Origin of the sequence: Gordonia sp. PvP123 (assembly GCF_040547295.1) — a bacterium.
Lineage (GTDB): Bacteria > Actinomycetota > Actinomycetes > Mycobacteriales > Mycobacteriaceae > Gordonia > Gordonia terrae.
Window position 1 is genome coordinate 286,472 of record NZ_JBEPPN010000001.1, and the last position, 23,850, is coordinate 310,321.

The window sequence follows — 23,850 nt, forward strand, 5'->3', positions numbered from 1 at the left end:
GTACTAACAGTGGTTAGTTTTAGTCATGACATCCGTTTCCTCGCCCTCGGACACCCGGCCGCGCACCGCGGACATCCGCGCGGCGGTCGCGGCCGGCAACATCCCGACCCTGCTCGCCGTTCTCGTGGAGATGACCGGTGACCGCCGGTGGATGACCGACCGATACCGGCCGACCCGCAGCCGCGGCATGGACGACAACTCCTCGGGCGGGCTCGCAGCGGACATCCAGCAGGAGATCCGCGAGGCGGTCGTCGAGGCTCTCGACGACTGGTACGACCGGGGGCAGCCGACGCGCACGCCCGCCGACGAGACACTCGTGGCCGCACTGATGTCGTTCACCGCGGGCGAGCAGGTGGCCCCGGAATTCGCGCCGATGATGACCGAGATCGTCCACGGCGACCTACGGGGTACACACCTGCCGACCGTGCCCGCCGATCTCGCCACGTCGATCGACGCGCTGGTGATCGGCGCCGGGGTGGCCGGCATGCTGATCTCCACGCAACTCGCCGAAGCCGGCGTCGAGCACACCGTGCTGGAGAAGAACGATGAGGTCGGCGGCTCGTGGTACGAGAACCGCTACCCCGGCGCGGGCGTGGACACGCCGAGCTACCTGTACTCCATCTCGTCCTTCGACCACCCGTGGTCGACGCACTTCGGCAAACGCGACGAGGTGCAGGGCTATCTTCAGGCCTTCGCCGACCGGCACGCGGTGCGTGATCGCGTCCGCTTCGGCACCGAGGTCATCTCGGCGACCTACGACGCCGACACCCAGCGCTGGACGGTCCACGTCCGGGATCGCGACGGCCGTCAGGACACCCTCACGGCCCGGATCCTGGTGAGCGCGGTCGGACTCCTCAACCGCCCCAAGCTCCCCCAGCTCTCGGGCCTGGCCGACTTCACCGGTCCGATCTTCCATTCCGCCCAGTGGCCCGACGAACTCGACGAGCCCGACGCCCTCACCGGCAAGCGGGTGGCGATCGTCGGGTCCGGCGCCAGCGCTATGCAGATCGGGCCGGCGATCGCCGATCGGGTCGGGTCGCTGACGATCTTCCAGCGCTCACCGCAGTGGATCGCGCCGAACGACGACTACTTCGCACCGGTCGGCGACGCCGTGCACTGGCTGATGGACAATCTCCCCGGGTACCGGGAGTGGTACCGCGCACGTCTGTCGTGGATCTTCAACGACAAGGTCCACTCGACCCTGCGCGTCGACCCGGAGTGGCCCGAGCCGACCGCGTCGATCAACGCCGTCAACCACGGTCACCGCGAGTTCTACCTGCGCTACCTGCGCACCGAACTGGGCGACCGCGACGACCTCATCGAACTGTCGACTCCCGACTACCCGCCCTTCGGCAAGCGGATGCTGTTGGACAACGGCTGGTTTCGCATGTTGCGCAGGCCGAATGTGGAACTGGTCCCGCACGGCGTCGAGCGGGTCACGTCCCAGGGACTCGTCGACGGCACCGGCGCCGCGCACGACTTCGACATCATCGTCTTCGCGACCGGGTTCCACAGCGATCGCTACCTCTACCCCATGGACATCGTGGGGCGCAGCGGGCAGAACACGGTCGAGGCGTGGGGTGACCACGACGCGTATGCCTACCTCGGCATCACCGCGCCCGATTTCCCCAACCTGTTCATCCTCACCGGACCGAACACCGCACTGGGACATGGCGGCAGCTTCATCAGCATCCTCGAATACCAGGTGCGCTACGTCTGCGACGCCATCCGCGCTATGATCGAGAACCGTTTGGGCGCAATGGAAGTCCGGCGGGACGTCACCGAGGTATACAACGACGCCGTCGACCGCGCCCACGCGCAGATGGTGTGGACGCATCCGGCGATGACCAACTGGTATCGCAACCCCGACGGACGCGTGGTCGCCGTCCTGCCGTGGCGGATCGTCGACTACTGGGACAAGACCCGCCGCGTCGAGCTCGCCGACTTCACCACCGAACCCCTCCGATGACGGCGGGACTACGGTGTCTGTCATGACCTCGCTCATCTCCGCCACCGACCTCGCCGCTCGTCTCGACGACGAGAACCTGCGCATCGTCGACGCCACCGTGCACCTGACCTTCGATGCCGACGGCGCACATGTCGCCTCCGGCCGGGACACCTATCTGGCCGGTCACCTGCCCGGCGCGGTGTTCGCCGACCAGATCGCCGATCTGAGCGATCCCGACGGCGAAGCTCCCTTCGCCGCGGCCGACTCGGCTCGGTTCGCCACGGCGATCGGCGGGCTGGGGATCGGCGACGACTCGACCGTCGTCGTCTACGACACCGTGAACGGCATCTGGGCCACGCGCCTGTGGTGGCAGTTCGGACTCGAGGGATTCGACGACGTGCTCGTCCTCGACGGCGGATACAGCGCCTGGACCGCAGCCGACCTGCCGGTCGAGACCGGCGAGGTCACCCGTCCGGCAGCGACATTCACCCCGAGCCGCCGGTCCGAGCGCATCGTGTCCACCGACGAGGTCGCCGCCGCCACCGGCGATCCGTCCGTCCTGCTCGTGAACGCACTCGACCGGGAATCGTTCGCGGGCGGCCACATCCCCGGCGGTGTCAACGTGCCGTTCGCCGAACTGGTCGACGACGCCGGCCGGCTCCGGCCGCTCGACGAGCTCCGCCGACTGTTCGACAACGCGGGCGCCCTCGACCCGTCGGTGCGACCGGTCACCTATTGCGGCGGTGGGATCGCCGCCACCGCAGCCGCATTCGCGTTGCGCACCCTCGGCCGGGACGACGTCGCCGTCTATGACGGGTCGATGAACGCCTGGACCGCCGACCCGGCCCGCCCGCTGTCGTGAGCGGCTCCGATGTCACCGATACGACCGAGGTCGTCGTCGAGGTCGTGACCGACCCCGCGGCGGCGGGGGGTGTCGCCGAGGTCGCCGCCATCACGTTTCCGCTCGCGTGCCCACCGCATGCGTCGCCGGCCGACATCGACGAGTTCGTCGCGGCGAACCTGCGGGAGAGCAACTTTCGTGCCCACATCACCGATCCGCGCGCCGATGTCCTGGTCGCGCGGGACGGCGTCGGCGGCCCTATCCTCGGCTACGCGCTCGTGATGCACACCGAACCGGCACACCCCGACGTCTGCGCGGTCGTGACCGAACGTCCGGTGAGCGAGGTGTCCAAGATGTACGTGCTGCGCGACCACCATTCGCGGCAGGGCGCGACCCCGTCGCATCTGCTCATGGGCGCCGCGATCGAACGCGCACGGTCACACGGCAGCACGCTCATCTGGCTGGGGGTGAATCAGCTGAACGCCCGCGCCCAGCGGTTCTACACGAAGATGGGTTTCGAACGCGTCGGTGTGAAGACCTTCACCCTCGGGGAGAGCACCGAACACGATTACGTGTTCACGCAACGTCTGTGAGCCGACGCAAACCCACCCCTTTCTGTAAACCCACCGCGCTCGGACCGGCTGGGTTTACGGAAAAGGGGTGGGTTTGCCGGTTACGTTGTCAGGCAGCCGACTCCGCGAACCGCGAGAGCGCGAGCAGGCGGGACGTGGCACGCAGGTACTTCTTGCGATAGCCGCCGGCGAGCATCTCGTCGGTGAAGATCTCGTCGAGTTTCGCGCCGGCGACGGTGACCGGGATGTGGGCGTCGTACAGGCGGTCGGCGAGCACCACCAGGCGCAGCGCCACCGACTGGTCCTCGGCCGGGTGCACTCCCGAGATGCAGACCAGGGAGACGCCGTCGACGAGATCCTTGTACTTCGACGGGTGCAGCGTGCTGAGGTGATCGCACAGGGCGTCGAAGTCGTCGAGGGTCGCCCCCTCGGTGGACTCGGCGATCTCGGTCAGTTCGGACTCGCTTCGCGGCTCCGGCGCGGGTGGCAGGTCACGGTGGCGGTAGTCGGGGCCGTCGACACGGATGGTCTCGAACACCGCGGACAGTTTGCGGATCTCCCGCAGGAAGTCTTGGGCGGCGAACCGGCCCTCGCCGAGCTGGCCGGGAAGCGTGTTCGAGGTGGCGACGATCGAGACGCCCTTGGCGGTGAGCTCGGTGAGCAGGCGGGAGACGAGCATGGTGTCGCCCGGGTCGTCGAGTTCGAACTCGTCGATACACAGCACCGTGTGCTGCGAGAGCCGCTCGACCGCGTTGACGAAGCCGAGCGCACCGACGACGTGGGTGACCTCCACGAACGTCGCGAACGACTTCGGCGCGGGCATCGAGTGGTAGATCGATGCCAGCAGGTGGGTCTTGCCCACGCCGAAACCGCCATCGAGGTAGAGACCGACTCCCTGGGCCGGCGCCTTCCGCGAGAAGAGGCCCTTCTTCCCGGAGCGCGCCTTCGACGCCCGCACGACGAAGTCGCGCGCCTTGGCCACCGCCTCGGCCTGCGACGGCTCGTTCGGGTCCGGGATGTAGGAGTCGAAGCTCACGTCGTCGAACGTCGACGGGGGCACCATCTCGTCGATGAGTGCGTCGGGCGAGGTCGCAGGGTTGCGATCGCAGAGTCGGGCCACCATGTGTGGAGAGTAGCCATCCGCGGAATGATGAACACATGTTCCACCTGCAGAAAGCGACCCAGGTCACATCCGACGACGAGCTGGGCCGGTTGGCCGAGCTGTACCGGTACCCACCGCGCCCGGCGTCGGGTTCCGACGCCGCCACCCCCTTCGTGCGCGCCAACATGGTGTCGTCGATCGACGGTGCGGTCACCTACGACGGTAAATCCGGCGGACTCGGCGGACCCGGCGACAAGGCCCTGTTCCGCGTGCTGCGCGGACTGGCCGACGTCATCCTCGTGGGTGCCGGTACCGCGACCACCGAGGGGTACGGCCGGCCCCAGGCCGACGACGCGCTCGCCGCGCATCGCGAATCGCTGGGGCAGGCACCCGCGCCGGCACTGGCGCTGGTGTCTCGGTCGTTGTCCATCCCACCCGACTTCGAGCCCGTCGCCGACCCGAACACGGTCGTCCTCACCTGCACGAACGCCCCCGCGGATCGTCGACGCGCGTTGATCGACGCAGGCGCGACGCTGGTGGACTGTGGTGACGACACCGTCGCGACGTCGGCGATCCTCGAACACTGCACCGACCGCGGATGGTCCCGCGTGCTGTGCGAGGGCGGACCCCGTCTGCTCGGTTCCCTCGTGGCCGCCGACGCCCTGGACGAACTCTGCCTCACCACGAGCCCGCACCTGGTGGGCGGCGACGCCGGACGCATCGTGACCACCGGCGGCGCGGAGTCCGGTGGAGCATCCGCCGTCCTGCACGCGCTGCGCCCGGCGTCGATCCTCACCGACGACGACGGGTTCGTGTTCACCCGATGGCTCCGCCACGGGCGCTCGTCGACCCGGTGACCCGCCGGTCCCATCCCGACGCGCCCCCGCACCCGGCCGGGGCGTCTTCGCGGTGGCGTTGACTACTCTCGCGGACATGCCAAGAGCGCACACCCCGTCCGTCGGCGTAGTACCACGCACCCGTCCGAGGGCTCTCGCGGGTGTCGTCGCCGGCGCGGTCGCGGCGATCGTCCTGTCCTCCTGTGCCGTCGGCCCCGATCGCGGACCGGACCTGATCCCGGGTGGCGGCGGCCAGCAGGGGCCTGCCCCGTCCTCGTCGACCGCCCCGCCGGTGCCGGCGCTCGCGGCGCCGAAGACCGATCTGGCGTGGAGTGACTGTGCCGCCGAGACGACCGAACGGTACGGGGTGGCACGTCCGGAGGGTGTGACCATCGAGTGCGCCGAGTACGACTCGCCCATCGACCGCGACAAGCCGGACGGCGAAGCGGTCTCGATCGCGGTGACCCGCGCCCGGACGACCGAGACGCCACCCGATGCCGCGCCGCTCGTCCTCACCTCCGGCTCGGACCTGCCGTCGTCGCGAACCCTGATGGTCATGACAGCCGGACCGGGACGGGCGCTCCTCGCGTCGCACCCGGTGGTCGCGGTCGACCATCGCGGGATCCCACTCAGCACCGACATCGACTGCATGACCCGACTCGAACGCGAGACGATCGCGAACAACGGCCTCACCGATCGAGGGACGACCACCGACGCGCGGATCTCCCGGCTCGCATCGGCAGCGTCGTCGGCGTCCGACGGCTGTACCGAGACACTCACCCCGTACCAGCTGAGTTTCGGGGCGACGAACGCCGCCGCAGATCTCGAGTCCCTTCGGCAGCGCTGGGGGGTCGAACACCTCGGACTCATCGGCGCCGGCGAGGGTTCCGATGTCGTGCTCGCCTACGCCTCCCTGTACGGCGGGCGCGCCGGGCGGATCATCCTGGACACCCCGACGCCGTTCGGCGCGAACGCGCGCGACCGCGCCCTGTCACAGGCGCGGGGCGTCCAGGTGGCGCTGCAGGGCTTCGCACAGCGCTGTTCGGCGCTGGGCGGCTGCGCCCTCGGCACCAATGGAGTCGCGACGATGACCCGCGTGCTGACCAAGGCGCGCGCAGGCCAGCTCCCCTCCCTGTCGGACACCGCCGCGCTCAACGCGATCACGACGACCCTCGCCCTCGCCTCGGACCGGCCGCAGTCACTCCTCGACCTCGCCGACGCGATCGCGGCCGCCGACCGCGGGCAGACCGCCGCGCTCGTCCGTCTCGCCGATCGCGCCGCCACCCTCCGGCTTCCCGACGGCGCCCTGGTCTCCCGGTGCAACGACGTCACCGGACCGGTCGGTCAGAACGAGGTGCCGGGTCTCGTGGACGCGTGGTCGAAGCAGAACCCTCTCACCGGGGCCGACAGCGCGCTCTCGCTCGTCCGGTGCAACGGCTGGGCCTCGGGCAATCCGGTCCGGCCCCCCACGTCGCTGCCGGCCGACCCGTTGATCCTCAACGGGACACGCGACCCGATCAACGGCGGCGAGGGAGCCGCCGCCCTGGTCCCGCTGTTCATGAACGCCGACGCCGAACCGGTGACGGTCGCCTGGGACGGACTGGGGTTCTCGGTGCTGGGCCGGAGCGCCTGTGCCGCCGAGGTGGTCACCGAGTATGTCGACCGGGCCCCGCTGCAGGGGCCGACTCAACGCGGCTGCCCGACCTGAGCAACGCCGGAGGCGCGCTCGGGGTTCTGAGCTCGACGGCGAGCGTAGTACGGTTCGCGGGTGGCGAATCTCGACAGGTATCTCTATCCACCGATGAGTGCTCAACGGATCATCCCGATGGTCCTGTGGCCGATCAGCCTGCTCATGGTCGTGCACCGCTCGGTGTTCCTGGGTGTCAACGGTGACCGCACCGACGACTTCAAGCCGGTGTACGCCGCCGCCTACAACTTCCTGAACAACCTGCCGGTCTACGGCGAGAACTACGCCACCGTCGACCCGCACTACCTCTACCCGCCGTCGGGCACCCTGCTGATGGCGCCGGTGGCGATCATCGACTACGAGCGCGCCCGCTGGGCCTTCATCGCCGTCAGCGTCATCGCGCTTCTCATCTGCGCCTACCTGCTCACCCGGATGTTCGGCTACGCCCTCGACTCGTGGGTCATGCCGACGGTCCTGTTCTTCTTCTTCAGCACCGAGACCGTCTCGCACACACTGATCTTCACGAACTTCAACTCGTTCGTACTGCTGGGACTGATCGCATTCCTCATGCTGATGCTCAACCGGCACGATTGGTGGGCCGGTGTACCGATGGGATTGACCCTGGCCGTCAAGCCGGTGCTGGCGCCCCTGATGCTCCTGCCGCTGCTCAACCGCCAGTGGCGGGTGTTCGCCCTCGCCATCGTCATCCCGGTCGTCTTGACGGTCGTCGCCTGGCCCCTCTCGGTCGACGCGAACGACTTCATCAGTCGGACGGTCCCGTACCTCGGGGAGGCGCGTGACTACTACAACAGCTCGATCGCCGGCAACGGTGCCTACTTCGGTGTCGCCCCGTGGCTGATCCTGCTGCTGCGCGCGGCGTTCGTGCTGATGGCCGCGTTCTCGCTGTGGTTCCTGTACCGCTACTACCGCAAGACCAACGAGCTGATGTGGCTGGCGGTCTCGTCGGGAGTCCTGCTGTGCACCACGTTCCTGGTCGGTTCACTCGGTCAGGGCTACTACTCGATGCTCCTGTTCCCGCTGCTCATGACGGTATTGCTCCCCGGGTCGCCGATGCGCAACTGGCCTGCGTGGCTCGGCGTCTACGGCTGTATGACCTTCGACGGCTTCTACTCCGACCGATGGACGGCGTTCGGCTGGATGGTCGAGTACAACAAGGTCACGTGGGGCTGGTCGCTGCTGATGATCGCGGTGTTCTGCTCGCTGCTGTTCCGCTACCTCGACATGCGGTCCGACGGGGTGGCCGGCATGGTGCCGCCGGTCCGGCCGGAGTCCGATGCGCCGCGTGTCCCCGCCGGCGGGATCGACGCCTCCGCCGACACGGCCACCGGCGCCGAGGACGCGGTCAGCCTGTCGAAACAGCGCTGACACAGTCGGTCCGGCCAGGCGCGCTACCGTGGAGGGCATGACCGACAGCACCCCGTCGACCGACGCCGAGAATCTCGCCGATCTGACCGACGACCAGTGGAAGCAGCGCCTGACCCCCGCCGAATACCGGGTCCTGCGCCAGGCAGGCACCGAAGCACCGTTCACCGGCGAGTACACCGACACCAAGACGGTCGGGGTATACCGGTGCCGCGCCTGCGACGCCGAGTTGTTCCGCAGCGAGCAGAAGTTCGAATCGCATTGCGGCTGGCCGTCGTTCTTCTCCCCGTTGGCCGGTGACAGGATCATCGAGGTCGAGGACAACTCACTCGGCATGCGGCGTGTCGAGGTGCTCTGCGCAAACTGCAAGAGCCACCTCGGTCACGTCTTCGCCGGTGAGGGTTACGACACCCCCACCGACCTCCGCTACTGCATCAACAGCATCAGCCTCAAGCTGGAGTCCGCCGACTAGCGTCCGCTCCCCGGCTCAGGGCAGCGCGTCGATCAGCGCGGACACCTCGACGCGCGGACCGGTGAAGAACGGCGTCTCCTCGCGGACGTGCAACCGGGCCTCGGTGGCGCGCAGGTCACGCATCAGATCGACGATGCGGTGCAGTTCGGGCGCCTCGAACGCCAGCAGCCACTCATAGTCGCCGAGCGCGAACGACGACACGGTGTTGGCGCGGACGTCCTTGTACGCACGGGCCGCCTTGCCGTGGTCGGCGAGCATCTTGCGACGCTCCTCATCGGGCAGCAGGTACCACTCGTAGGACCGCACGAACGGGTACACGCAGATGTAGTTGCCGGCTTCCTCGCCCGCGAGGAACGCCGGGATGTGGCTCTTGTTGAACTCGGCCGGGCGATGCAACGCGACATTGCTCCACACCGGGTTGCACGCACGTCCCAGAACCGTCTCGCGGCGGAACCTGGCGTAGGCGGCCTGGATCGGCTCGACGTCTTCGGCGTGCCACCAGATCATGAAGTCGGCGTCGGCGCGCAGTCCGGACACGTCGTAGACACCGCGCACCACGACGCCGCTGTCCTCGAGCGACTTGAAGAAGTCCGCGGCATCCGATTTGGCCTGATCACGATCGGCGCCCAGTTCACCGGGGCGGACCGCGAACACCGAGAACATCAGGTAGCGGATCGTCGAGTTGAGTTCTGCGTAATCCAAGCGGCTCATGGAGCCATCGTGCCACCGCAGCCCACCCGACGACGAGGCAGGTCAACCCTGCCGGGTCACGCCAGATCGTCGAGCAGTTCGGTCACCGCGCGACCGGCCCGGCCGATGCAGGCCGGCACCCCGACCCCGGCGTACGACGACCCGGCCAGGGTGAGACGCGGGGGCCGCGCACTCAGCACCTGCGCCATCGCGGCGAGGTGTCCGGGCGCATATACCGGCAGTCCCTCGTCCCAGCGCTGCACATACACGTCGACGACCCGCGACGACACCGGCGGGACGCCGGCGGCCCGGCACACCTCGTCGAGATCCTCGAGCGCATCGCGCCGCAACCGCTCGTCGACCCCGGGCTCGGTGGTCTCATCCGGAACCGGCGCACCGAACCGTCCGAACGACGCCCGGACCGACACCGGCCGGCCGGTGTCGGACAGGTGGGCCCACTTCTGTGAGCTGAACGTGAAAGCCTTGGCGCGCAATCCTTCTCCGGTGCCCACCAGCACGCCGGAGTGTTCGGGTAGCACCGTTCCCGGCGCAAGCGCGATCGACACCACGACGGAGGAGGCGCGCCGGACCGCCCGCAGCGGAGCGGACAGCTCCGGCACGGACCGGTGCAGCAGGTCGCCGGCCCGCCAGGCGGGCACCGCCAGGATCACCCCGTCGTACGGTGGCCGATCCACGGCACCATCGGATCCGAGCACCCAACCGTCTGCCGACGGAGTGACATCGGTGACGCGACCGGCCATCTGCGGATCGATACCGGCCGCGGTTCGCAGGGCGTCGAGGAGGACCGCGTAACCGCCTACGAGCGCACCGAAGACGGGGCCGGAGGCACCCGCGCCGGCGGCGATGAGGGCGTCGACGGCGGCACTGAGCGACGGCGTACCCGCGTCCAGACTCGTCGCGAGGGCCGGGAGCGCCTCACGGACCCCGATGTCACGGGCGAGACTGGAGTACACCCCGCCGAGCATCGGATCGACGCTCCGAGCGACGACGGAGGGACCGAACCGCTCGGCGACCAACTCCCCGACGGACATGTCGGCGCCGGCCTGCCAACTCAACGGCCGTCCGGGCTCGTCGGCCATCCGAACGAGGTCGGCGGGGTCGGCGAGACCCTCGACGACCGCCGGGCCGGCCGGGATCCCCATCAATGCCGGACCGGGCAGCGGATGCAACCGCTCCCCCGACCACACGGCGGGACGCCGCGGTGTCGGTGAGACGATCCGGTCGGCGAGGCCGAGTTCGGTGACGAGGTCGAGCGCCTCGGGACGCCGGACGATGAACGCCTCGGCTCCGACGTCGACGGCCCGCTCGCCGACGGTCGCGGTGTGCAGCACACCACCCAGCCGTCCGGATGCCTCGACGAGGTCGATGTGGGCGTCGGACCCGAGCGCACGACGAAGGCGGTACGCGGCGGTCAGGCCGGAGATCCCGCCGCCGACGATCGCGATCCGGACGCGCGGAGACATCAGAGGCTGTGGATCACTTCGACGGCCCGCGTCAGCACATCCGGGTCGGTGCCGGGCAGCACACCGTGACCGAGGTTGAAGATGTGCCCGATCGCCCCGGCGGCCACCGCGCGGTCGCCGTCGGCGACGACCCGCCGAACCTCACTGTCGACCACGTCCTGGCCGGCGAACAGGAGTGTCGGGTCGAGGTTGCCCTGCACGGCCTTGCCCGGACCCACCCGGCGGACGGCCTCCTCGAGCGGCACGCGCCAGTCGACGCCGATGACGTCGGCGCCGACATGCGCCATGGGGGCGAGGAGCTCACCGGTACCGACGCCGAAGTGGATGCGCGGCACCCCGTATTCGGCGACCTCGGCCAGCACGCGGGCGCTGTGCGGCGCCACGAAACGCTGATAGTCGGCGGCCGACAGCATGCCGGCCCACGAGTCGAACAGCTGGATCGCGTCGACGCCCGCGTCGAGCTGGACGCGCAGGAACGCGATGGTGATGTCGGCGAGACGTGCCATGAGTTCGCCCCACGTCTCCGGGTCGCCGTGCATCATCGCCTTGGTCCGCTCGTAGTTGCGGCTCGGCCCGCCCTCGATGAGGTAGGAGGCGAGGGTGAACGGCGCACCGGCGAAGCCGATCAGCGCCGTGGCGTCGCCCAGTTCGCCGAGCAGGAGTTCGATGGCCCGCGCGATCGAGCCGACGGAAGCGGGCTCCAGTCGCGGGATGCGCGACACCGCGTCGGGCGAGCGCACCGGCTCGGCGATCACCGGTCCGGTTCCGGCGACGATGTCGAGGTCGATGCCTGCGGCCTTGAGCGGCACCACGATGTCGGAGAAGAGGATCGCCGCGTCGACGTCGTGCCGGCGGACGGGCTGCATCGTGATCTCGCAGACCAGTTCGGCGTCGAAGCAGGACTCCAGCATGCCGTGATCGGCGCGGATGGCCCGGTATTCGGGCAGCGACCGGCCGGCCTGCCGCATGAACCACACCGGACGGCGTGAGGGGGTCGCGCCGGTGGCCGCGGCGACGAGCGGCAGGTGCGACCTATGGACCCGGGTACCAGTTGCGTTCGACATCACCGCTTACTCTGCCATGCCCCCCGATCCCGCACGTGTGGTGTCGGCGCGCCTCCGCCGTGGCCGGGCGCGCCCGCCCTACGGTCGAACGGTGACCTCTTCGGGAGCTCCGGACGAGCCTGCTGATTTCCGCGCGGCGGTGGAGTCGCTGCATGCTGCCCGGGTGCGCCGCGAGATCGAGGTCGGACCCATCCGCCCGCCGCAGCGCCTGGCGCCCTACAGCTACGCCGTCGGCGCCGAGGTGCGTCCGCCCGAGGACCTCGACGTGGTGCCCACCGATTCGCAGGGCAGCGCGTTCGGGCGGCTCATCCTGCTCTTCGACCCCGCGGGCCAGGATGCCTGGAACGGCACCATGCGTCTCGTCGCTTTCCTGCAGGCCGAGGTCGAGGCCGCACTGGCCATGGACCCCCTGCTGCCCGAGGTGGCCTGGAGCTGGATCAGCGATGCGCTCGGCGTACCGGTTGGCGCGACCGCCACACCGGAGGGGTCGGCGCACCGCGTCGAGGTGACCGCCCTCGGTGGCACCGTCACCTCCACCACGTCGGTCCGTTACGGCGACATCGCCGGGCCGCCGCGTGCACACCAACTGGAGGTGCGGGCCTCGTGGACCGCACTCAGCGCGGACGGGCTCGGGAGCCATCTCGAGGCGTTCTGCGATGTCCTCGCCTCCGCCGCCGGTCTCCCACCGGTCGGGGTGACCGAACTCGGCGCGACGTGAACGATCCCGCGCCCGACGACCCGGCTCCCGACGACCCCTCACCGGAGGTCACCCCACTGCTCCAGCCGGCCGACGGCGTACCCCCGGTCCTCGCGACGGCTGCCGAATTCGCAGACGCCGCAGCAGCTCTCGCGGCGGGCAGCGGACCGATCGCCATCGACACCGAACGCGCATCGGGCTACCGCTACTCACAACGGGCCTATCTGATCCAGATCAAACGACACGGGTCGGGCAGCTTCCTGCTGGACCCCATCGGCGATCCGGACGCACTGGCACCGGTGATCGACGCTCTGCGCGGACCGGAGTGGGTGCTGCACGCCGCCGACCAGGACCTCCCGTGCCTGCGTGAACTCGGTTTCGAGTGCGTCGAGCTGTACGACACCGAACTGGCCGGACGCCTGCTGGGCCTGGCCAAGGTCAACCTGGCGGCGATGGTGGCCGAGTTCCTCGGGCTCGGGCTCCTCAAGGGTCATGGTGCGGCCGACTGGTCGCGTCGTCCCCTGCCCGACGAGTGGCTCAACTATGCCGCACTCGACGTCGAGGTCCTCGTCGAACTGCGTGATGCGATGGACGCCGCGCTCGCCGCGGCCGGCAAAGACGGTTGGGCGCGCGAGGAATTCGCATACATCCTCTCCCGGCCGCCCGCCCCGCCGCGCACCGACAGGTGGCGCAAGACCTCGAACATCCACACCGTCAAGTCGACCCGCGCACTGGCTGCTGTACGCGAATTGTGGACCGCGCGTGAGGAATTGGCGCAGCGTCGGGATGTCGCACCCGGCCGTGTCCTGCCCGACACCGCGATCGTCAACGCCGCGACCGTGAACCCCGAGTCCATCGCCGAACTCACCAAGTTGCCGGTCTTCGGCGGTCCGCGGCAACGACGCCAGGCCGGGATCTGGCTGTCGGCGCTGCAACGGGCCCGCGAGATCCCCGACAGCAAGCTCCCGTCGCGCAAGACGACCGGGCCGGGCCTGCCACCGGTCAGTCGCTGGGATCAGCGCAACCCGGAGGCCGCGGCACGACTGCAGACGGTGCGTCCGGCGCTCAAAGAGATCGCCGAAACCCACGCCCTGCCGATGGAGAACCTTCTCGCTCCCGATGTGGTGCGGCAACTGTGCTGGGACGGGCTGCCCGAGCCGATCACGGCCGCGGCGCTCGATGCGCACCTGGCCGCTGCGGGCGCACGCGTCTGGCAGCGGACACTGTGTGCCGAGCCCCTGACGCAGGCCCTCCTCGAGGCCGCCCGACCAGGGCCGACAGCAGCGGGCGAGTAGCCACACGGCGTCGTTCGCGTACATTCGGTCACGACCCGAATGCGAACCACCCGAGTGCACGAACCGCCCGGGGGAAGTCATCTTCCCGAGCGGACCACCTCCTGCGATGGGAGCAGTTCTGTGGCCACAGTCTCCGTCGGCATCGACTCCGACCTCGACCCCAGCGCGGCCTGGGCTCTCGCGAGCAACCTCTCGCGCTTCGACGAATGGATGACCATCTTCGGCGGCTGGCGTTCGCCGGTGCCCGACACGATCGCCGAGGGAACCACCATCTCGTCGCTGATCAAGGTCAAGGGCTTCCGCAACGTCATCCACTGGACGGTCACCGATTACGACGAGCCGCGCCTGATCGCACTCTCCGGAACCGGACGCGGCGGCGTGAACATCGATCTGGCGATGAAGGTCGACGAGATCGTCGACGGGTCCCACTTCGACCTCTCGGCCGAGCTGTCCGGCGGGCTGCTCAACGGCCCGGTCGGCCGGCTCGTCGCCAAGGTACTGGAAGCCGATGTGCACAAGTCGATCTCGAACCTGGCGACGCTGCGCTGAACCCTGGCTGCGGTCAGCCGGCCCGGCGCAGCGTGGCCGCCCGGACGACGGCGAGCGCCGACCCGCACTCCTCGAAGATCCGCCGCTGCCGGGTGGCCCCGTTGCCGTCCCGTCGCATCGCACTCATCGCCTGCTCGACGTGCTCACGTTCGCCGAGCCGGTTGAGCGCGGGTGCGAGGGTCGTGAGCAGCTGATCGACGCGGGTCCAGATGGACATCAGCGCCCCGGTCGCCGGGTCCAGCGCGCGGTCGTCGATCCCGTCGTGAGCGGCGATCCAATAGGCGGCGGACAGAAGCGCCGGATCGAGGACCGCGCCGGAGCGTGACCGTCGTCCCCCGTGCTGCAGGTCGTCGAGAGCGCTCATCACCGCGGCCCGGACGACGGTGGCGAAGACCTGTGTTTCCTCCGCCCGCATCTGCACGTCGCCGACCCGCACCTCGACCGTGGGTAGGTGATCCGACGGTCGGGCGTCCCAGTAGAGCATATGCGGATCCAGGATCGCGCCGGTCGCGACGAGGAGCTCGACGGTGTCGGCGAAGTGCTCGGCCGAGCGCAGATGCGGCGGTGGGCCCGATGCCGGCCACCGCGACCACAACACCGACCGCCGGCTCGCGTGGCCCGAGTCCGCGTCGCGATAGATCGCCGAGTTGGCCGCCAGCGCCAGCAGCAGGGGCAGCCACGGCCGCAGCCAGTTGCACACCGCGACCGCCGTCTCGGTGTCGGGCACGCCCACGTGGACGTGGCAACCGCTGATGCCCTGTTCGTGGGCGAGCATGCCGTAACGGTCGGCGATCGCGCGGTACCGGCCGGTGTCGGTCACCGGGAACGAGTCGGGCACGCGCGGCGGCACCCCGCACGCGACCACGTCGACACCCACCTCCTCGGCGGCCGCGGCCAGGATGTCACGTAGCCGACGAAGGTGATCGCCGATCTCCGGACCCGAGCCGGCCGTGGGCGTCGCGATCTCGATCTGCGAGGAGGTGAGCTCCAACTCGAGGTCGAGACCGCGCGCCGACGCCGCCGCAGCCACCTCACGATTGCGCCCGACCGGCCGTCCGGTTTCCCGGTCGACCAGGACGAACTCCTCCTCGACCCCGAGGGTCGGTGCCGGCGGGTCATCGTTCACCAGGTGAAAATGCCCAGCCGCGGTACCGGCCAAACCGGACCTGTCCGGCATGGGACCGCCGCGGTCAGTCCGCTGTGGGTGTCAGTCCTCTGCGCGGCTCTCCGCCGCGTCGGGCGCGTTCTGGATCGCGCGGTCGAGGCCCGGCCCGGCCTGCATGCCCGAGACCGTGGCGGTGATCGACCGGGCGAGGTCCTGTGCGGTCAACCCGAGATCGGCGAGGATCTCACCCCGGGAGGAGTGCGGGACGAACTCCTGCGGGATGCCCTTGATCTGCACCGGCACCAGCACCTCGGCCGTCGACAGCGCGGTCGCGACGGCGGAACCGACACCGCCGCTGGTGCATCCGTCCTCGAGGGTGACGACCAGCCGATGACGGCGCGCCACCTCGACCACCGATGTCGGCACGGGCAGCACCCACCGCGGATCGACGACCGTCGCGTCGATGCCCTGACGCGCGAGGCGTTCGGCGGTGTCCACGGCCAGTCCGCAGAACGCACCGACCGCGACGATCAGCACGTCGCCGCCGGCCGGGCCGAGGTCACGGTCGGTCCGGTGCAGTACGTCGACCCCGTCGTCGAGCCGTTCGACGGCCCGGATGTCCTCGGGGACCGCGCCTTTGGAGAACCGCAGCGCGGTCGGACCGTCGGCGACACCGAGTGCCTCGTCGAACTCCTCGCGAAGCCGGACCGCGTCCCGCGGTGCGGCCACCCGCAGACCGGGCACCATCGCCATGAGCGAGAGGTCCCACATGCCGTGGTGGCTCGGACCGTCGGGGCCGGTGATGCCGGAACGGTCGAGGACGAGCGTCACCGGCTGCTTCAGCAGCGCGACGTCCATCAGCAGCTGGTCGAATGCCCGGTTGAGGAACGTCGAGTAGATGGCGACGACCGGATGCAGTCCGCCGAGGGCGAGCCCGGCCGCCGAGGTCATCGCATGCTGTTCGGCGATGCCGACGTCGAACATGCGATCCGGGTAGCGATCGCCGAACGGGGTGAGTCCTGTCGGTCCGGGCATGGCCGCGGTGATGGCGACGACGTCGGGGCGGTTGGCGCCGGCGTCGAGCAGCGCGGCGGAGAACACCGCGGTCCAGTCCTGCGGTGACACACTCGTGGGTCGCCCGGTGACCGGATCGATGATCCCGGTGGCGTGCATCAGGTCGGCGACGTGGTTCTCGGCGTGGGCGTACCCCATGCCCTTGCGGGTCACGGTGTGGACGATCACCGGTCCGCCGAAGTCGCGTGCCTGCCGCAGCGCCGATTCGACCGCGTCGATGTCGTGACCGTCCACGGGCCCGACGTACTTGAGACCGAGGTCGGTGAACATCGCCTGCGGGGCCAGCAGATCCTTGAGTCCGCTCTTCATCCCGTGCAGGACCGCATAGGCCGGTTCACCGACGACGGGCACCTGCTTGACGACGCGCCGCCCCTCGTCGAGGAACTTCTCGTACCCCGGCTGCAGCCGGAGCCCGGACAGATGGCTGGCCAGACCGCCGATCGTCGGCGCATACGAGCGCCCGTTGTCGTTCACGACGATGACCACCGGGCGATTGCAGGCCGCGATGTTGTTGATCGCCTCCCAGCACATACCGCCCGTCAGAGCGCCGTCACCGACGACCGCGACCACCGTGCGGTGCGACTGACCGGTCAGCTCGAAGGACTTAGCCAGCCCGTCCGCGTACGACAGCGCCGCCGAGGCGTGCGAGGACTCCACCCAGTCGTGTTCGGACTCCGCGCGTTCCTGGTAGCCGGTGAGCCCGGCGCGCTGACGCAGCTGATCGAAGCCGTCCTTGCGTCCGGTGACGATCTTGTGGACGTAGCACTGGTGGCCGGTGTCGAACAGGATCGCGTCCGACGGCGAGTCGAAGACCCGGTGGATGCCGAGCGTCAGCTCGACGACACCGAGATTCGGACCGAGGTGCCCGCCGGTGGCCGCGACCTTCTCGATCAGGAACGTCCGGATCTCGGACGCGAGGGTTTCCATCTCCTCGTCCGACAGCGGCCGGAGATCGGCCGGTGAGCTGATCCGGTCGAGCACACCCATCGTTTCCTCCATCACCGGCGCGAGGCCGGGTCGGCTGTTGTGCCGACGACGTCCGGCACATGTCAGGTCAGTCTACGGAAGCATTCGTCGCGAGCCGGACCGGCGGATGGCCGGGACACCGCCGTCGCCGGTCCGTCCGGGCCCGCGTTGCTCACCCGGGCGCGGACGGGAGGAGGCAGGCCACCGCTTCCACGTGGTGTGTCAGCGGGAACGCGTCGAAACCGCGGATCTCCGCGACGCGGAATCCGCGCTCGGCGAAGAGTCCGAGATCACGTGCGAACCGGGCTGCGTCACAGCCCACGTGGACGACGATGCCGGGCCGGGCGTCGGCGACCGCGGTGATCACCCGCTCGCCTGCACCCGTGCGGGGCGGGTCGAGCACGACGACGTCGGGCCGCCCGGTCAGGTCCGCGATCCGGGTCGCGACCTCGCCCCGGTGGGTGCGCACCCGATCGCCCTCGCCGGCGAAAGCACGGTCGGCGGCGTCGAGGGCGGCCGGATCGGAATCGACGATGTGAACGGAGTCCAGCCCACCCGGACCGTCGAGCAACGCGCCCGCGAACACTCCCGCGCCGCCGTAGAGATCCCACGCCACGCGCGGCGGCGTCCCGAGATGCGCACCGACGAGTTCGGCGACGGTCTCGGAATAGGTCCGGGGCGCTTCGCGGTGCGCCTGCCAGAATCCCGTGACCGGGATGTCCCAGGACCGCCCGCCGACACGGTGCACCGCGTTCGCGCCGCCTTCGAGGATCGCCTGGGCGCGGGGTCGCGACCGCCGGACACGGTTCTGCTGCGCGCGGCGCCGGCTGTCGGCGCGGCCCCGCCGCGGCTTCTCGACCGGTGCCAGCTCGGTGACGTGGCGTGCGCCGTCGGCGTCGAGCACGACCGCGAGCTCGGAGTGCGGGGTGAAGCGACCGTCGGCGAGTCCGTCGAGCATCCCCGCGGCGGGCTGCACGCAGGGCTCGGTCACGATCGTCCGGCCGCGGAACGCCGACTGGCCCGGGTGCCCCTGCCCGTCCACGGCGAGGCGGGTACGGATCCGCCAGCCGAGGTCGGCGTCCCCGAGCCGCCGGACACCGACGGTCGCCAGCTCGGTGCTCGCGACGACGTTCCGCGGGAGATGGCCCACCCGGTCCAGGACATCGAGCAGCACAGCCTGTTTCAGGTCCCGGGCGTGATCGGGCGCCACGTGGCCGAGATCGCAGCAGCCGGCTCCGGCCGACGCCGCCGGACACGGTGAGGGCACCCGATGGGGTGAGGCGTCGAGCACGTCCACCGCATCGGCCCGCCAGTACGAGTCGTGCCGGTCGTCGGTGATCTCGGCGACCACCCGTTCGCCGGGGATCGCCCCGCGCACGAACACGACCCGGCCGTCCGCGCGGCCCACCGCCTCACCGCCGTTGGCCGGTCGGTCGACGGTGACCTCGACCCGGCGGGGCGATCCCGACCCGGTCACGGTCGCCGTTCGGGTTCGCCCAGTGCGCGGCGGGTCTCCCCCGGCGCCCAGTACGCACGGTCTTCCTTGCGCCGGTCCGACGAGGTGAGCTGCCACGGCACCGAGGTCACCATGACGCCGGGTTCGAACAGCAGGCGTCCCTTGAGGCGCAGCGCCGACTGATTGTGCAGGATCTGCTCCCACCAGTGCCCGACGACGTACTCCGGGATGAACACGGTGACCACGTCACGCGGCGACTCGCGGCGCACCCGGCGCACGTATTCGACGACCGGACGGGTGATCTCGCGGTACGGCGACGCGATGACCTTCAGCGGCACCGTGATGTCGCTGGCCTCCCATTCCGAGACGAGTTTGCGGGTGTCGCGGTCGTCGACGTTGACCGTGATCGCCTCGAGGACGTCCGGCCGGGTCGCCCGCGCGTACCGCAGGGCACGCTTGGACGCCATGTGCAGGCTGGACACGAGCACGATCGAGTGGGTGCGGCTCGGCAGGACGGCCTCGTCGTCCTCCTCGGCGCGGTCGAGTTCCCGCTGCACCGATGCGTAATGGTGGTGGATGAGCTTCATGATCACGAACAGCACGACCATCGCGATGACCGCGATGTAGGCCCCTTCGGTGAACTTGGTCAGGAGCACCACGACGAGGACGGTGGCCGTCATCACCAAGCCCACGGTGTTGACCACCCGGGACTGCATCATGCGGCGACGCGCGCTCGGATCGGTCTCGGTGCGCAGCAGGCGCGTCCAGTGCCGCACCATGCCGGTCTGGCTCAGGGTGAACGACACGAACACACCCACGATGTAGAGCTGGATCAGCGCGGTCACCTGCGCGCCGAAGGCGACCACGAAGATGATCGCGGCGATCGCCAGGAACAGGATGCCGTTGCTGAACGCCAGCCGGTCGCCGCGGGTGTGCAGCTGCCGTGGGAGGTAACGGTCCTGCGCGAGTACCGAACCCAGCACCGGGAACCCGTTGAAGGCCGTGTTGGCGGCCAGCAGCAGGATCAGGGCGGTGACGGTGGCGACGAAGAAGAACGCGGGCGGGAACGAGTCGAACACCGCGTGCGCGAGCTGCGCGATCATCGCCTTCTGCTGATAGCCCTCGGGCGCGCCGATGAGATCCTGCTCCGGATTCATCACGTACTTCGCGCCGATCTTCTCGGCCAGCAGGACGATGCCCAGCAGCAGCGTGATCGAGAAGGCACCCAACAGCAGCAGCGTCGTCGCGGCGTTGCGGGACTTGGGTTTCCGGAACGCCGGCACGCCGTTGCTGATGGCCTCCACCCCGGTCAGCGCCGCACAGCCGGACGAGAACGACCGGGCGACGAGGAAGACGAGCGCCAGCCCGGTGAGGTTGTCCTGCTCGGGCACGATCCCGAAGTCCGCGGTCTCGGAATGGATGTCCTGCCCGAGCACGAAGATCTCGGTGAAGCCCCAGATGAGCATGCCCAGGACACCGATGATGAACCCGTAGGTGGGGATCGCCAGAAAGGCGCCGGACTCCTTGATGCCGCGGAGGTTCACCGCGGCGAGCAGCATGATCGCGCCCACGCAGAACCACACCTTGTGCTCACCGACGAACGGGATCGCCGAGCCGATGTTCTCCGCGGCGGAGGTGACCGAGACCGCCACCGTGAGCACGTAGTCCACGAGGAGGGCGCTGCCGACGGTGAGGCCCGCGTTGGGTCCCAGGTTGACCGTCGCCACCTCGTAGTCGCCGCCACCCGACGGATAGGCGTGCACGTTCTGCCGGTAGCTCGCGACGACGACGATCATGACGATCGCGACGGCGATCGCCACCCACGGCGTGAACGCGAGCGCGCTGATCCCCGCGACGGACAGGACCAGGAAGATCTCCTGCGGCGCGTACGCCACCGAGCTCATCGCGTCGGACGCGAAGACCGGCAGGGCGATCCGCTTGGGCAGAAGGGTATGACCGAGGGTGTCGCTGCGGAACGGCCTGCCGAGCAGCAGGCGTTTCGTCGCGACGGACACCTTGGAGACGGTGGACACCAGGCAACCCTAGAGCGTCGGCGCCGAGCCGGGTAGGTTCGACTCGCGGCAGACGAGCCGCATGTGGAGAGGAATGCCGTGCAGGTGGTCATCATGGGTTGTGGGCGGGTCGGATCCTCGCTCGCAATGGCGATGCAGAAGCGCGGACACGACGTCGCGATCATCGACCGCGATCCGAGCGCGTTCGTGCGATTGAGCCCCGATTTCGCGGGCCGCACGATCACCGGGGTCGGGTTCGACCGCGAGATCCTGGTCAAGGCGGGCATCGAGCACGCCGACGCCTTCGCCGCGGTGTCGTCCGGGGACAACTCGAACATCATCTCGGCGCGGGTGGCCCGCGAGACCTTCGACGTCGAGCGCGTCGTGGCCCGCATCTACGACGCCAAGCGAGCCGAGGTGTACGAGCGTCTCGGGATCCCGACGGTGGCGACCGTGCCGTGGACGACCGAACGGTTCGTCTCGGCACTCGGCGAGACGACGACGATGGAGTGGCGCGACCCGTCCGGTTCGCTGGCCATCGCGCAGATCGACGTCGACGAGTCCTGGATCGGCATCTCGGTCGCCCGATTCCAGGAACAGACCGGGGCGCGGGTCGTGTTCCTCAGCCGCGTCGGACGCCCGGTCCTGCCCGACGCGAAAACCGTTGTCCAACAGGACGATGTGATCTACGGGGCAGTCATGCTCGACAATCTCAAGAACGCCCGCGGCCTCGCCGCGAAGCCGTTCACCCAGAACGAGTCCGGATGATCCGGGCCGAAGGAGTCCTGAAGTGAAGGTCGCCATCGCCGGAGCCGGCGCGGTCGGGCGCTCCATCGCACGCGAGTTGCTCGTGAACGCCCATGAGGTCACGCTTTTCGAGCGCGACGCCGGGCACATCGACACCGACGCCGTCGCCGGCGCAGACTGGGTGCTCGCCGACGCGTGCGAACTCGCCAATCTCGAGAACGCGCAGCTGCAGACCTACGACGTGATGATCGCCGCGACCGGCGACGACAAGGCCAACCTCGTCGTCAGTCTCCTCGCGAAGACGGAGTTCGCGGTCAACCGGGTGGTCGCCCGCGTCAACGATCCCCGCAACGAGTGGCTCTTCGGCGAGGACTGGGGCGTCGACGTCGCCGTGTCGACGCCGCGACTGCTGGCCTCCCTCGTCGAGGAGGCGGTGTCGGTCGGCGATCTGGTCCGGTTGATGACCTTCCGCCAGGGACAGGCCAATCTGGTCGAACTGACCCTGCCGTCGAACACGCCGCTCGCGGGCAAACCCGTACGCAAGCTGGAACTCCCCCGGGACGCGGCACTCGTCGCGATCCTGCGCGGCGGCCGGGTGATCGTCCCGCAGCGCGACGACCCCATCGAGGGCGGCGACGAACTGATCTTCATCGCGCCGACCGAGGCCGAACCCGCCCTCTACGAGGCTATGCAGATCGTGCGGTGATCTCGGCGTCCGCCGAGGCTTCCGCCCGGGCCGCTTCGGCGCGCTGCGCGCGGCGGACGAGCAGGATCGTCGCGAGCACCACGAGAGCGGTCAGGGGCCACCCCATCGCGATGCGGGTGAAGGCCAGCCACCCGGTCGCGCCGTCGTCGTACAGTTCCGATTGGGTGAGGTAGCGCGCCGCGAAGAGCAGCGCCCACAGCGCCGTGGCGATGTCGTAGGCACGCAGGATGGAGCGTTGTCTGCGCCAGCTCGACCCCTCGCCGTTGACCAGGTGCCACGCCACACCGATGAGGGGCCGGCGCACCAGGATCGAGATCACGAAGACGATCGCGTAGACGAGGGTGCTCCAGATGCCGAAGAGGAAGTAGCCCTTCGCATCCCCCACCCGGTCGGCGATGAAGACGCATATCCCGACACCCAGCAGGCCCGAGATCGCGGGTGTGAGCGGTTCGCGGCGTACGAGTCGTACGACGAAGAGCAGCGCTGCCACACCGAGCGCGGCGTAGATGGCCGTGCGGAGGTCGAAGAAGGAGTTGACGGGGACGAACACCACCACGGGCACCGTCGAGTAGACGAGGCCCGAGACGCCACCGATCTGTTCGAGGACCGTCGGCGTCGTCCGCTCGGGAGCCGATGGTTCAGATGCCGACTGGTCGGGCGCCGGGCCGGTCACTCGTCGACGCCGTGCAGCTCGTAATAAGGGTTGTAGATCACCTTGTGTCCGTCCTGCTCGGCGAGGCGGCCGCGGACGGTGACCTTGCGGCCGGGTTCGATCCCGGTGATGCGGTTGCGACCCAGCCACTTGAGCATCACGATGTCGGAACCGTCGAAGAATTCGGCCTTCACACCCGCCTTGGCCGACCGCGAACACGTCTCGACGGCGCGGAGCTCACCGTGCATGGTGACCTCGTCACCGCGGCAGCATTCGGATGCGCGCTGGGCGCCCGTCGCCTTGGATTCCTCGGCGATCTTCTCTGCGTCGGCGTCACCGAGATCTTCGGTCAGCCGACGGGTAAGTCGTTTGAGATAGCCGGCAGTGGGCATCTCGACCCTCCCAATGGATTTCGGCCGGTACCGCGGGCTGTGCAGAGCGGTGACCGTGGGTCGCCGAACGAGTGATCGGTGACCTGTCCGCCAGCGTAGACCCCGGCCCGTGCCAGTGAC

The 23,850-nt window shown here is 69.5% G+C and carries 22 protein-coding genes; 12 read left to right on the forward strand and 10 right to left on the reverse strand.

What is annotated here, in order from left to right:
* The first annotated feature begins 25 nt into the window (after window positions 1-25).
* From ABIC25_RS01290 to ABIC25_RS01300, 3 genes are read left to right on the forward strand one after another with little or no spacing between them, the layout of a single operon-like run.
* Window positions 26-1,969 (forward strand): flavin-containing monooxygenase, encoded by a 1,944-nt coding sequence (locus ABIC25_RS01290; protein WP_354559606.1) that lies wholly within the window; start codon window positions 26-28, stop codon window positions 1,967-1,969.
* A 22-nt stretch (window positions 1,970-1,991) separates the two neighbouring features.
* Window positions 1,992-2,810 carry a sulfurtransferase gene (locus ABIC25_RS01295; protein WP_354559608.1) on the forward strand — a complete coding sequence of 273 codons (819 nt, stop codon included), beginning with the start codon at window positions 1,992-1,994 and terminating at the stop codon, window positions 2,808-2,810.
* Window positions 2,807-3,382 carry a GNAT family N-acetyltransferase gene (locus tag ABIC25_RS01300; RefSeq protein WP_354559610.1) on the forward strand — a complete coding sequence of 192 codons (576 nt, stop codon included), beginning with the start codon at window positions 2,807-2,809 and terminating at the stop codon, window positions 3,380-3,382. The genes ABIC25_RS01295 and ABIC25_RS01300 overlap by 4 nt, the downstream gene beginning before the upstream one ends.
* An 88-nt stretch (window positions 3,383-3,470) precedes the next feature.
* On the opposite strand, the gene zapE is transcribed toward ABIC25_RS01300, so the two are convergent.
* On the reverse strand, window positions 3,471-4,484 hold the full coding sequence (zapE, locus tag ABIC25_RS01305) for a cell division protein ZapE (protein ID WP_239403482.1): 1,014 nt from the start codon (window positions 4,482-4,484) through the stop codon (window positions 3,471-3,473).
* 35 nt (window positions 4,485-4,519) lie between these two features.
* On the opposite strand from zapE, the gene ABIC25_RS01310 reads away from it, so the two are divergent.
* The 4 genes from ABIC25_RS01310 to msrB all read left to right on the forward strand — a co-directional run bounded on the left by ABIC25_RS01310 (window position 4,520) and on the right by msrB (window position 8,841).
* Complete coding sequence (locus tag ABIC25_RS01310) at window positions 4,520-5,320, forward strand: pyrimidine reductase family protein (RefSeq protein ID WP_239403481.1); 801 nt, start codon at window positions 4,520-4,522, stop codon at window positions 5,318-5,320.
* Window positions 5,321-5,396: 76 nt separating this feature from the next.
* Window positions 5,397-7,007 (forward strand): alpha/beta hydrolase, encoded by a 1,611-nt coding sequence (locus ABIC25_RS01315; RefSeq protein ID WP_354559612.1) that lies wholly within the window; start codon window positions 5,397-5,399, stop codon window positions 7,005-7,007.
* A 60-nt stretch (window positions 7,008-7,067) separates the two neighbouring features.
* Complete coding sequence (locus tag ABIC25_RS01320; protein WP_354559614.1) at window positions 7,068-8,372, forward strand: glycosyltransferase family 87 protein; 1,305 nt, start codon at window positions 7,068-7,070, stop codon at window positions 8,370-8,372.
* A 37-nt stretch (window positions 8,373-8,409) separates the two neighbouring features.
* The gene (gene msrB / locus ABIC25_RS01325) at window positions 8,410-8,841 is read left to right on the forward strand and encodes a peptide-methionine (R)-S-oxide reductase MsrB (protein WP_101818957.1); all 432 of its coding nucleotides are present in this window, start codon (window positions 8,410-8,412) and stop codon (window positions 8,839-8,841) included.
* Window positions 8,842-8,856: 15 nt separating this feature from the next.
* Here msrB and hemQ read toward each other — a convergent pair whose 3' ends face one another.
* The 3 genes from hemQ to hemE are packed head-to-tail and all read right to left on the reverse strand — an operon-like array spanning window position 8,857 to window position 12,079.
* The gene (gene hemQ / locus ABIC25_RS01330) at window positions 8,857-9,552 is read right to left on the reverse strand and encodes a hydrogen peroxide-dependent heme synthase (RefSeq protein ID WP_004018825.1); all 696 of its coding nucleotides are present in this window, start codon (window positions 9,550-9,552) and stop codon (window positions 8,857-8,859) included.
* Window positions 9,553-9,608: 56 nt separating this feature from the next.
* Entirely contained in the window at window positions 9,609-11,015 is a 1,407-nt protein-coding gene (locus ABIC25_RS01335; RefSeq protein ID WP_354559616.1) for an FAD-dependent oxidoreductase, read from the reverse strand.
* The gene (gene hemE, locus ABIC25_RS01340) at window positions 11,015-12,079 is read right to left on the reverse strand and encodes a uroporphyrinogen decarboxylase (RefSeq protein ID WP_354559617.1); all 1,065 of its coding nucleotides are present in this window, start codon (window positions 12,077-12,079) and stop codon (window positions 11,015-11,017) included. Before hemE ends, ABIC25_RS01335 begins: the two co-directional genes overlap by 1 nt.
* A 91-nt stretch (window positions 12,080-12,170) precedes the next feature.
* Between hemE and ABIC25_RS01345 the strand changes: the two genes are divergently transcribed.
* From ABIC25_RS01345 to ABIC25_RS01355, 3 genes are all read left to right on the forward strand, one after another.
* Complete coding sequence (locus ABIC25_RS01345) at window positions 12,171-12,797, forward strand: DUF3000 domain-containing protein (RefSeq protein ID WP_033203548.1); 627 nt, start codon at window positions 12,171-12,173, stop codon at window positions 12,795-12,797.
* The gene (locus ABIC25_RS01350; RefSeq protein ID WP_354559618.1) at window positions 12,794-14,071 is read left to right on the forward strand and encodes an HRDC domain-containing protein; all 1,278 of its coding nucleotides are present in this window, start codon (window positions 12,794-12,796) and stop codon (window positions 14,069-14,071) included. The genes ABIC25_RS01345 and ABIC25_RS01350 overlap by 4 nt, the downstream gene beginning before the upstream one ends.
* 120 nt (window positions 14,072-14,191) lie before the next feature.
* On the forward strand, window positions 14,192-14,620 hold the full coding sequence (locus ABIC25_RS01355; RefSeq protein ID WP_086536809.1) for a type II toxin-antitoxin system Rv0910 family toxin: 429 nt from the start codon (window positions 14,192-14,194) through the stop codon (window positions 14,618-14,620).
* A gap of 13 nt (window positions 14,621-14,633) precedes the next feature.
* On the opposite strand, the gene ABIC25_RS01360 is transcribed toward ABIC25_RS01355, so the two are convergent.
* The 4 genes from ABIC25_RS01360 to ABIC25_RS01375 all read right to left on the reverse strand — a co-directional run bounded on the left by ABIC25_RS01360 (window position 14,634) and on the right by ABIC25_RS01375 (window position 21,254).
* Window positions 14,634-15,797 (reverse strand): carboxylate-amine ligase, encoded by a 1,164-nt coding sequence (locus tag ABIC25_RS01360; protein WP_435529055.1) that lies wholly within the window; start codon window positions 15,795-15,797, stop codon window positions 14,634-14,636.
* 30 nt (window positions 15,798-15,827) lie between these two features.
* Window positions 15,828-17,786 (reverse strand): 1-deoxy-D-xylulose-5-phosphate synthase, encoded by a 1,959-nt coding sequence (dxs, locus tag ABIC25_RS01365; protein WP_004018832.1) that lies wholly within the window; start codon window positions 17,784-17,786, stop codon window positions 15,828-15,830.
* Between the two features lie 151 nt (window positions 17,787-17,937).
* Complete coding sequence (locus ABIC25_RS01370; protein ID WP_239403474.1) at window positions 17,938-19,242, reverse strand: class I SAM-dependent RNA methyltransferase; 1,305 nt, start codon at window positions 19,240-19,242, stop codon at window positions 17,938-17,940.
* The gene (locus ABIC25_RS01375) at window positions 19,239-21,254 is read right to left on the reverse strand and encodes an APC family permease (protein ID WP_004018834.1); all 2,016 of its coding nucleotides are present in this window, start codon (window positions 21,252-21,254) and stop codon (window positions 19,239-19,241) included. The genes ABIC25_RS01370 and ABIC25_RS01375 overlap by 4 nt, the downstream gene beginning before the upstream one ends.
* A gap of 78 nt (window positions 21,255-21,332) precedes the next feature.
* Here ABIC25_RS01375 and ABIC25_RS01380 point away from each other — a divergent pair, with 78 nt between their 5' ends.
* Both ABIC25_RS01380 and ABIC25_RS01385 read left to right on the forward strand, forming a co-directional pair.
* Window positions 21,333-22,001, forward strand: a complete 669-nt coding sequence (locus ABIC25_RS01380; protein WP_004018835.1) for a potassium channel family protein — start codon at window positions 21,333-21,335, stop codon at window positions 21,999-22,001.
* A gap of 22 nt (window positions 22,002-22,023) precedes the next feature.
* Complete coding sequence (locus tag ABIC25_RS01385) at window positions 22,024-22,686, forward strand: potassium channel family protein (protein WP_004018837.1); 663 nt, start codon at window positions 22,024-22,026, stop codon at window positions 22,684-22,686.
* On the opposite strand, the gene ABIC25_RS01390 is transcribed toward ABIC25_RS01385, so the two are convergent.
* Both ABIC25_RS01390 and ABIC25_RS01395 read right to left on the reverse strand, forming a co-directional pair.
* Complete coding sequence (locus ABIC25_RS01390) at window positions 22,667-23,359, reverse strand: DUF3159 domain-containing protein (RefSeq protein ID WP_354559620.1); 693 nt, start codon at window positions 23,357-23,359, stop codon at window positions 22,667-22,669. The genes ABIC25_RS01385 and ABIC25_RS01390 overlap by 20 nt on opposite strands.
* A complete protein-coding gene (locus ABIC25_RS01395) occupies window positions 23,356-23,730 on the reverse strand; it encodes an OB-fold nucleic acid binding domain-containing protein (protein ID WP_004018839.1) in 375 nt (124 codons plus the stop codon). Before ABIC25_RS01395 ends, ABIC25_RS01390 begins: the two co-directional genes overlap by 4 nt.
* Window positions 23,731-23,850 lie beyond the last annotated feature (120 nt).

Coding starts and splice junctions, on each gene's coding strand:
- ABIC25_RS01290 (WP_354559606.1), top strand. CDS start 26: ATGACATCCGTTTCCTCGCCCTCGGACACCCGGCCGCGCACCGCGGAC.
- ABIC25_RS01295 (WP_354559608.1), top strand. CDS start 1,992: ATGACCTCGCTCATCTCCGCCACCGACCTCGCCGCTCGTCTCGACGAC.
- zapE (WP_239403482.1), bottom strand. CDS start 4,484: ATGGTGGCCCGACTCTGCGATCGCAACCCTGCGACCTCGCCCGACGCA.
- ABIC25_RS01310 (WP_239403481.1), top strand. CDS start 4,520: ATGTTCCACCTGCAGAAAGCGACCCAGGTCACATCCGACGACGAGCTG.
- ABIC25_RS01315 (WP_354559612.1), top strand. CDS start 5,397: ATGCCAAGAGCGCACACCCCGTCCGTCGGCGTAGTACCACGCACCCGT.
- msrB (WP_101818957.1), top strand. CDS start 8,410: ATGACCGACAGCACCCCGTCGACCGACGCCGAGAATCTCGCCGATCTG.
- hemQ (WP_004018825.1), bottom strand. CDS start 9,552: ATGAGCCGCTTGGATTACGCAGAACTCAACTCGACGATCCGCTACCTG.
- ABIC25_RS01335 (WP_354559616.1), bottom strand. CDS start 11,015: ATGTCTCCGCGCGTCCGGATCGCGATCGTCGGCGGCGGGATCTCCGGC.
- hemE (WP_354559617.1), bottom strand. CDS start 12,079: ATGTCGAACGCAACTGGTACCCGGGTCCATAGGTCGCACCTGCCGCTC.
- ABIC25_RS01360 (WP_435529055.1), bottom strand. CDS start 15,797: ATGCCGGACAGGTCCGGTTTGGCCGGTACCGCGGCTGGGCATTTTCAC.
- dxs (WP_004018832.1), bottom strand. CDS start 17,786: ATGGGTGTGCTCGACCGGATCAGCTCACCGGCCGATCTCCGGCCGCTG.
- ABIC25_RS01395 (WP_004018839.1), bottom strand. CDS start 23,730: ATGCCCACTGCCGGCTATCTCAAACGACTTACCCGTCGGCTGACCGAA.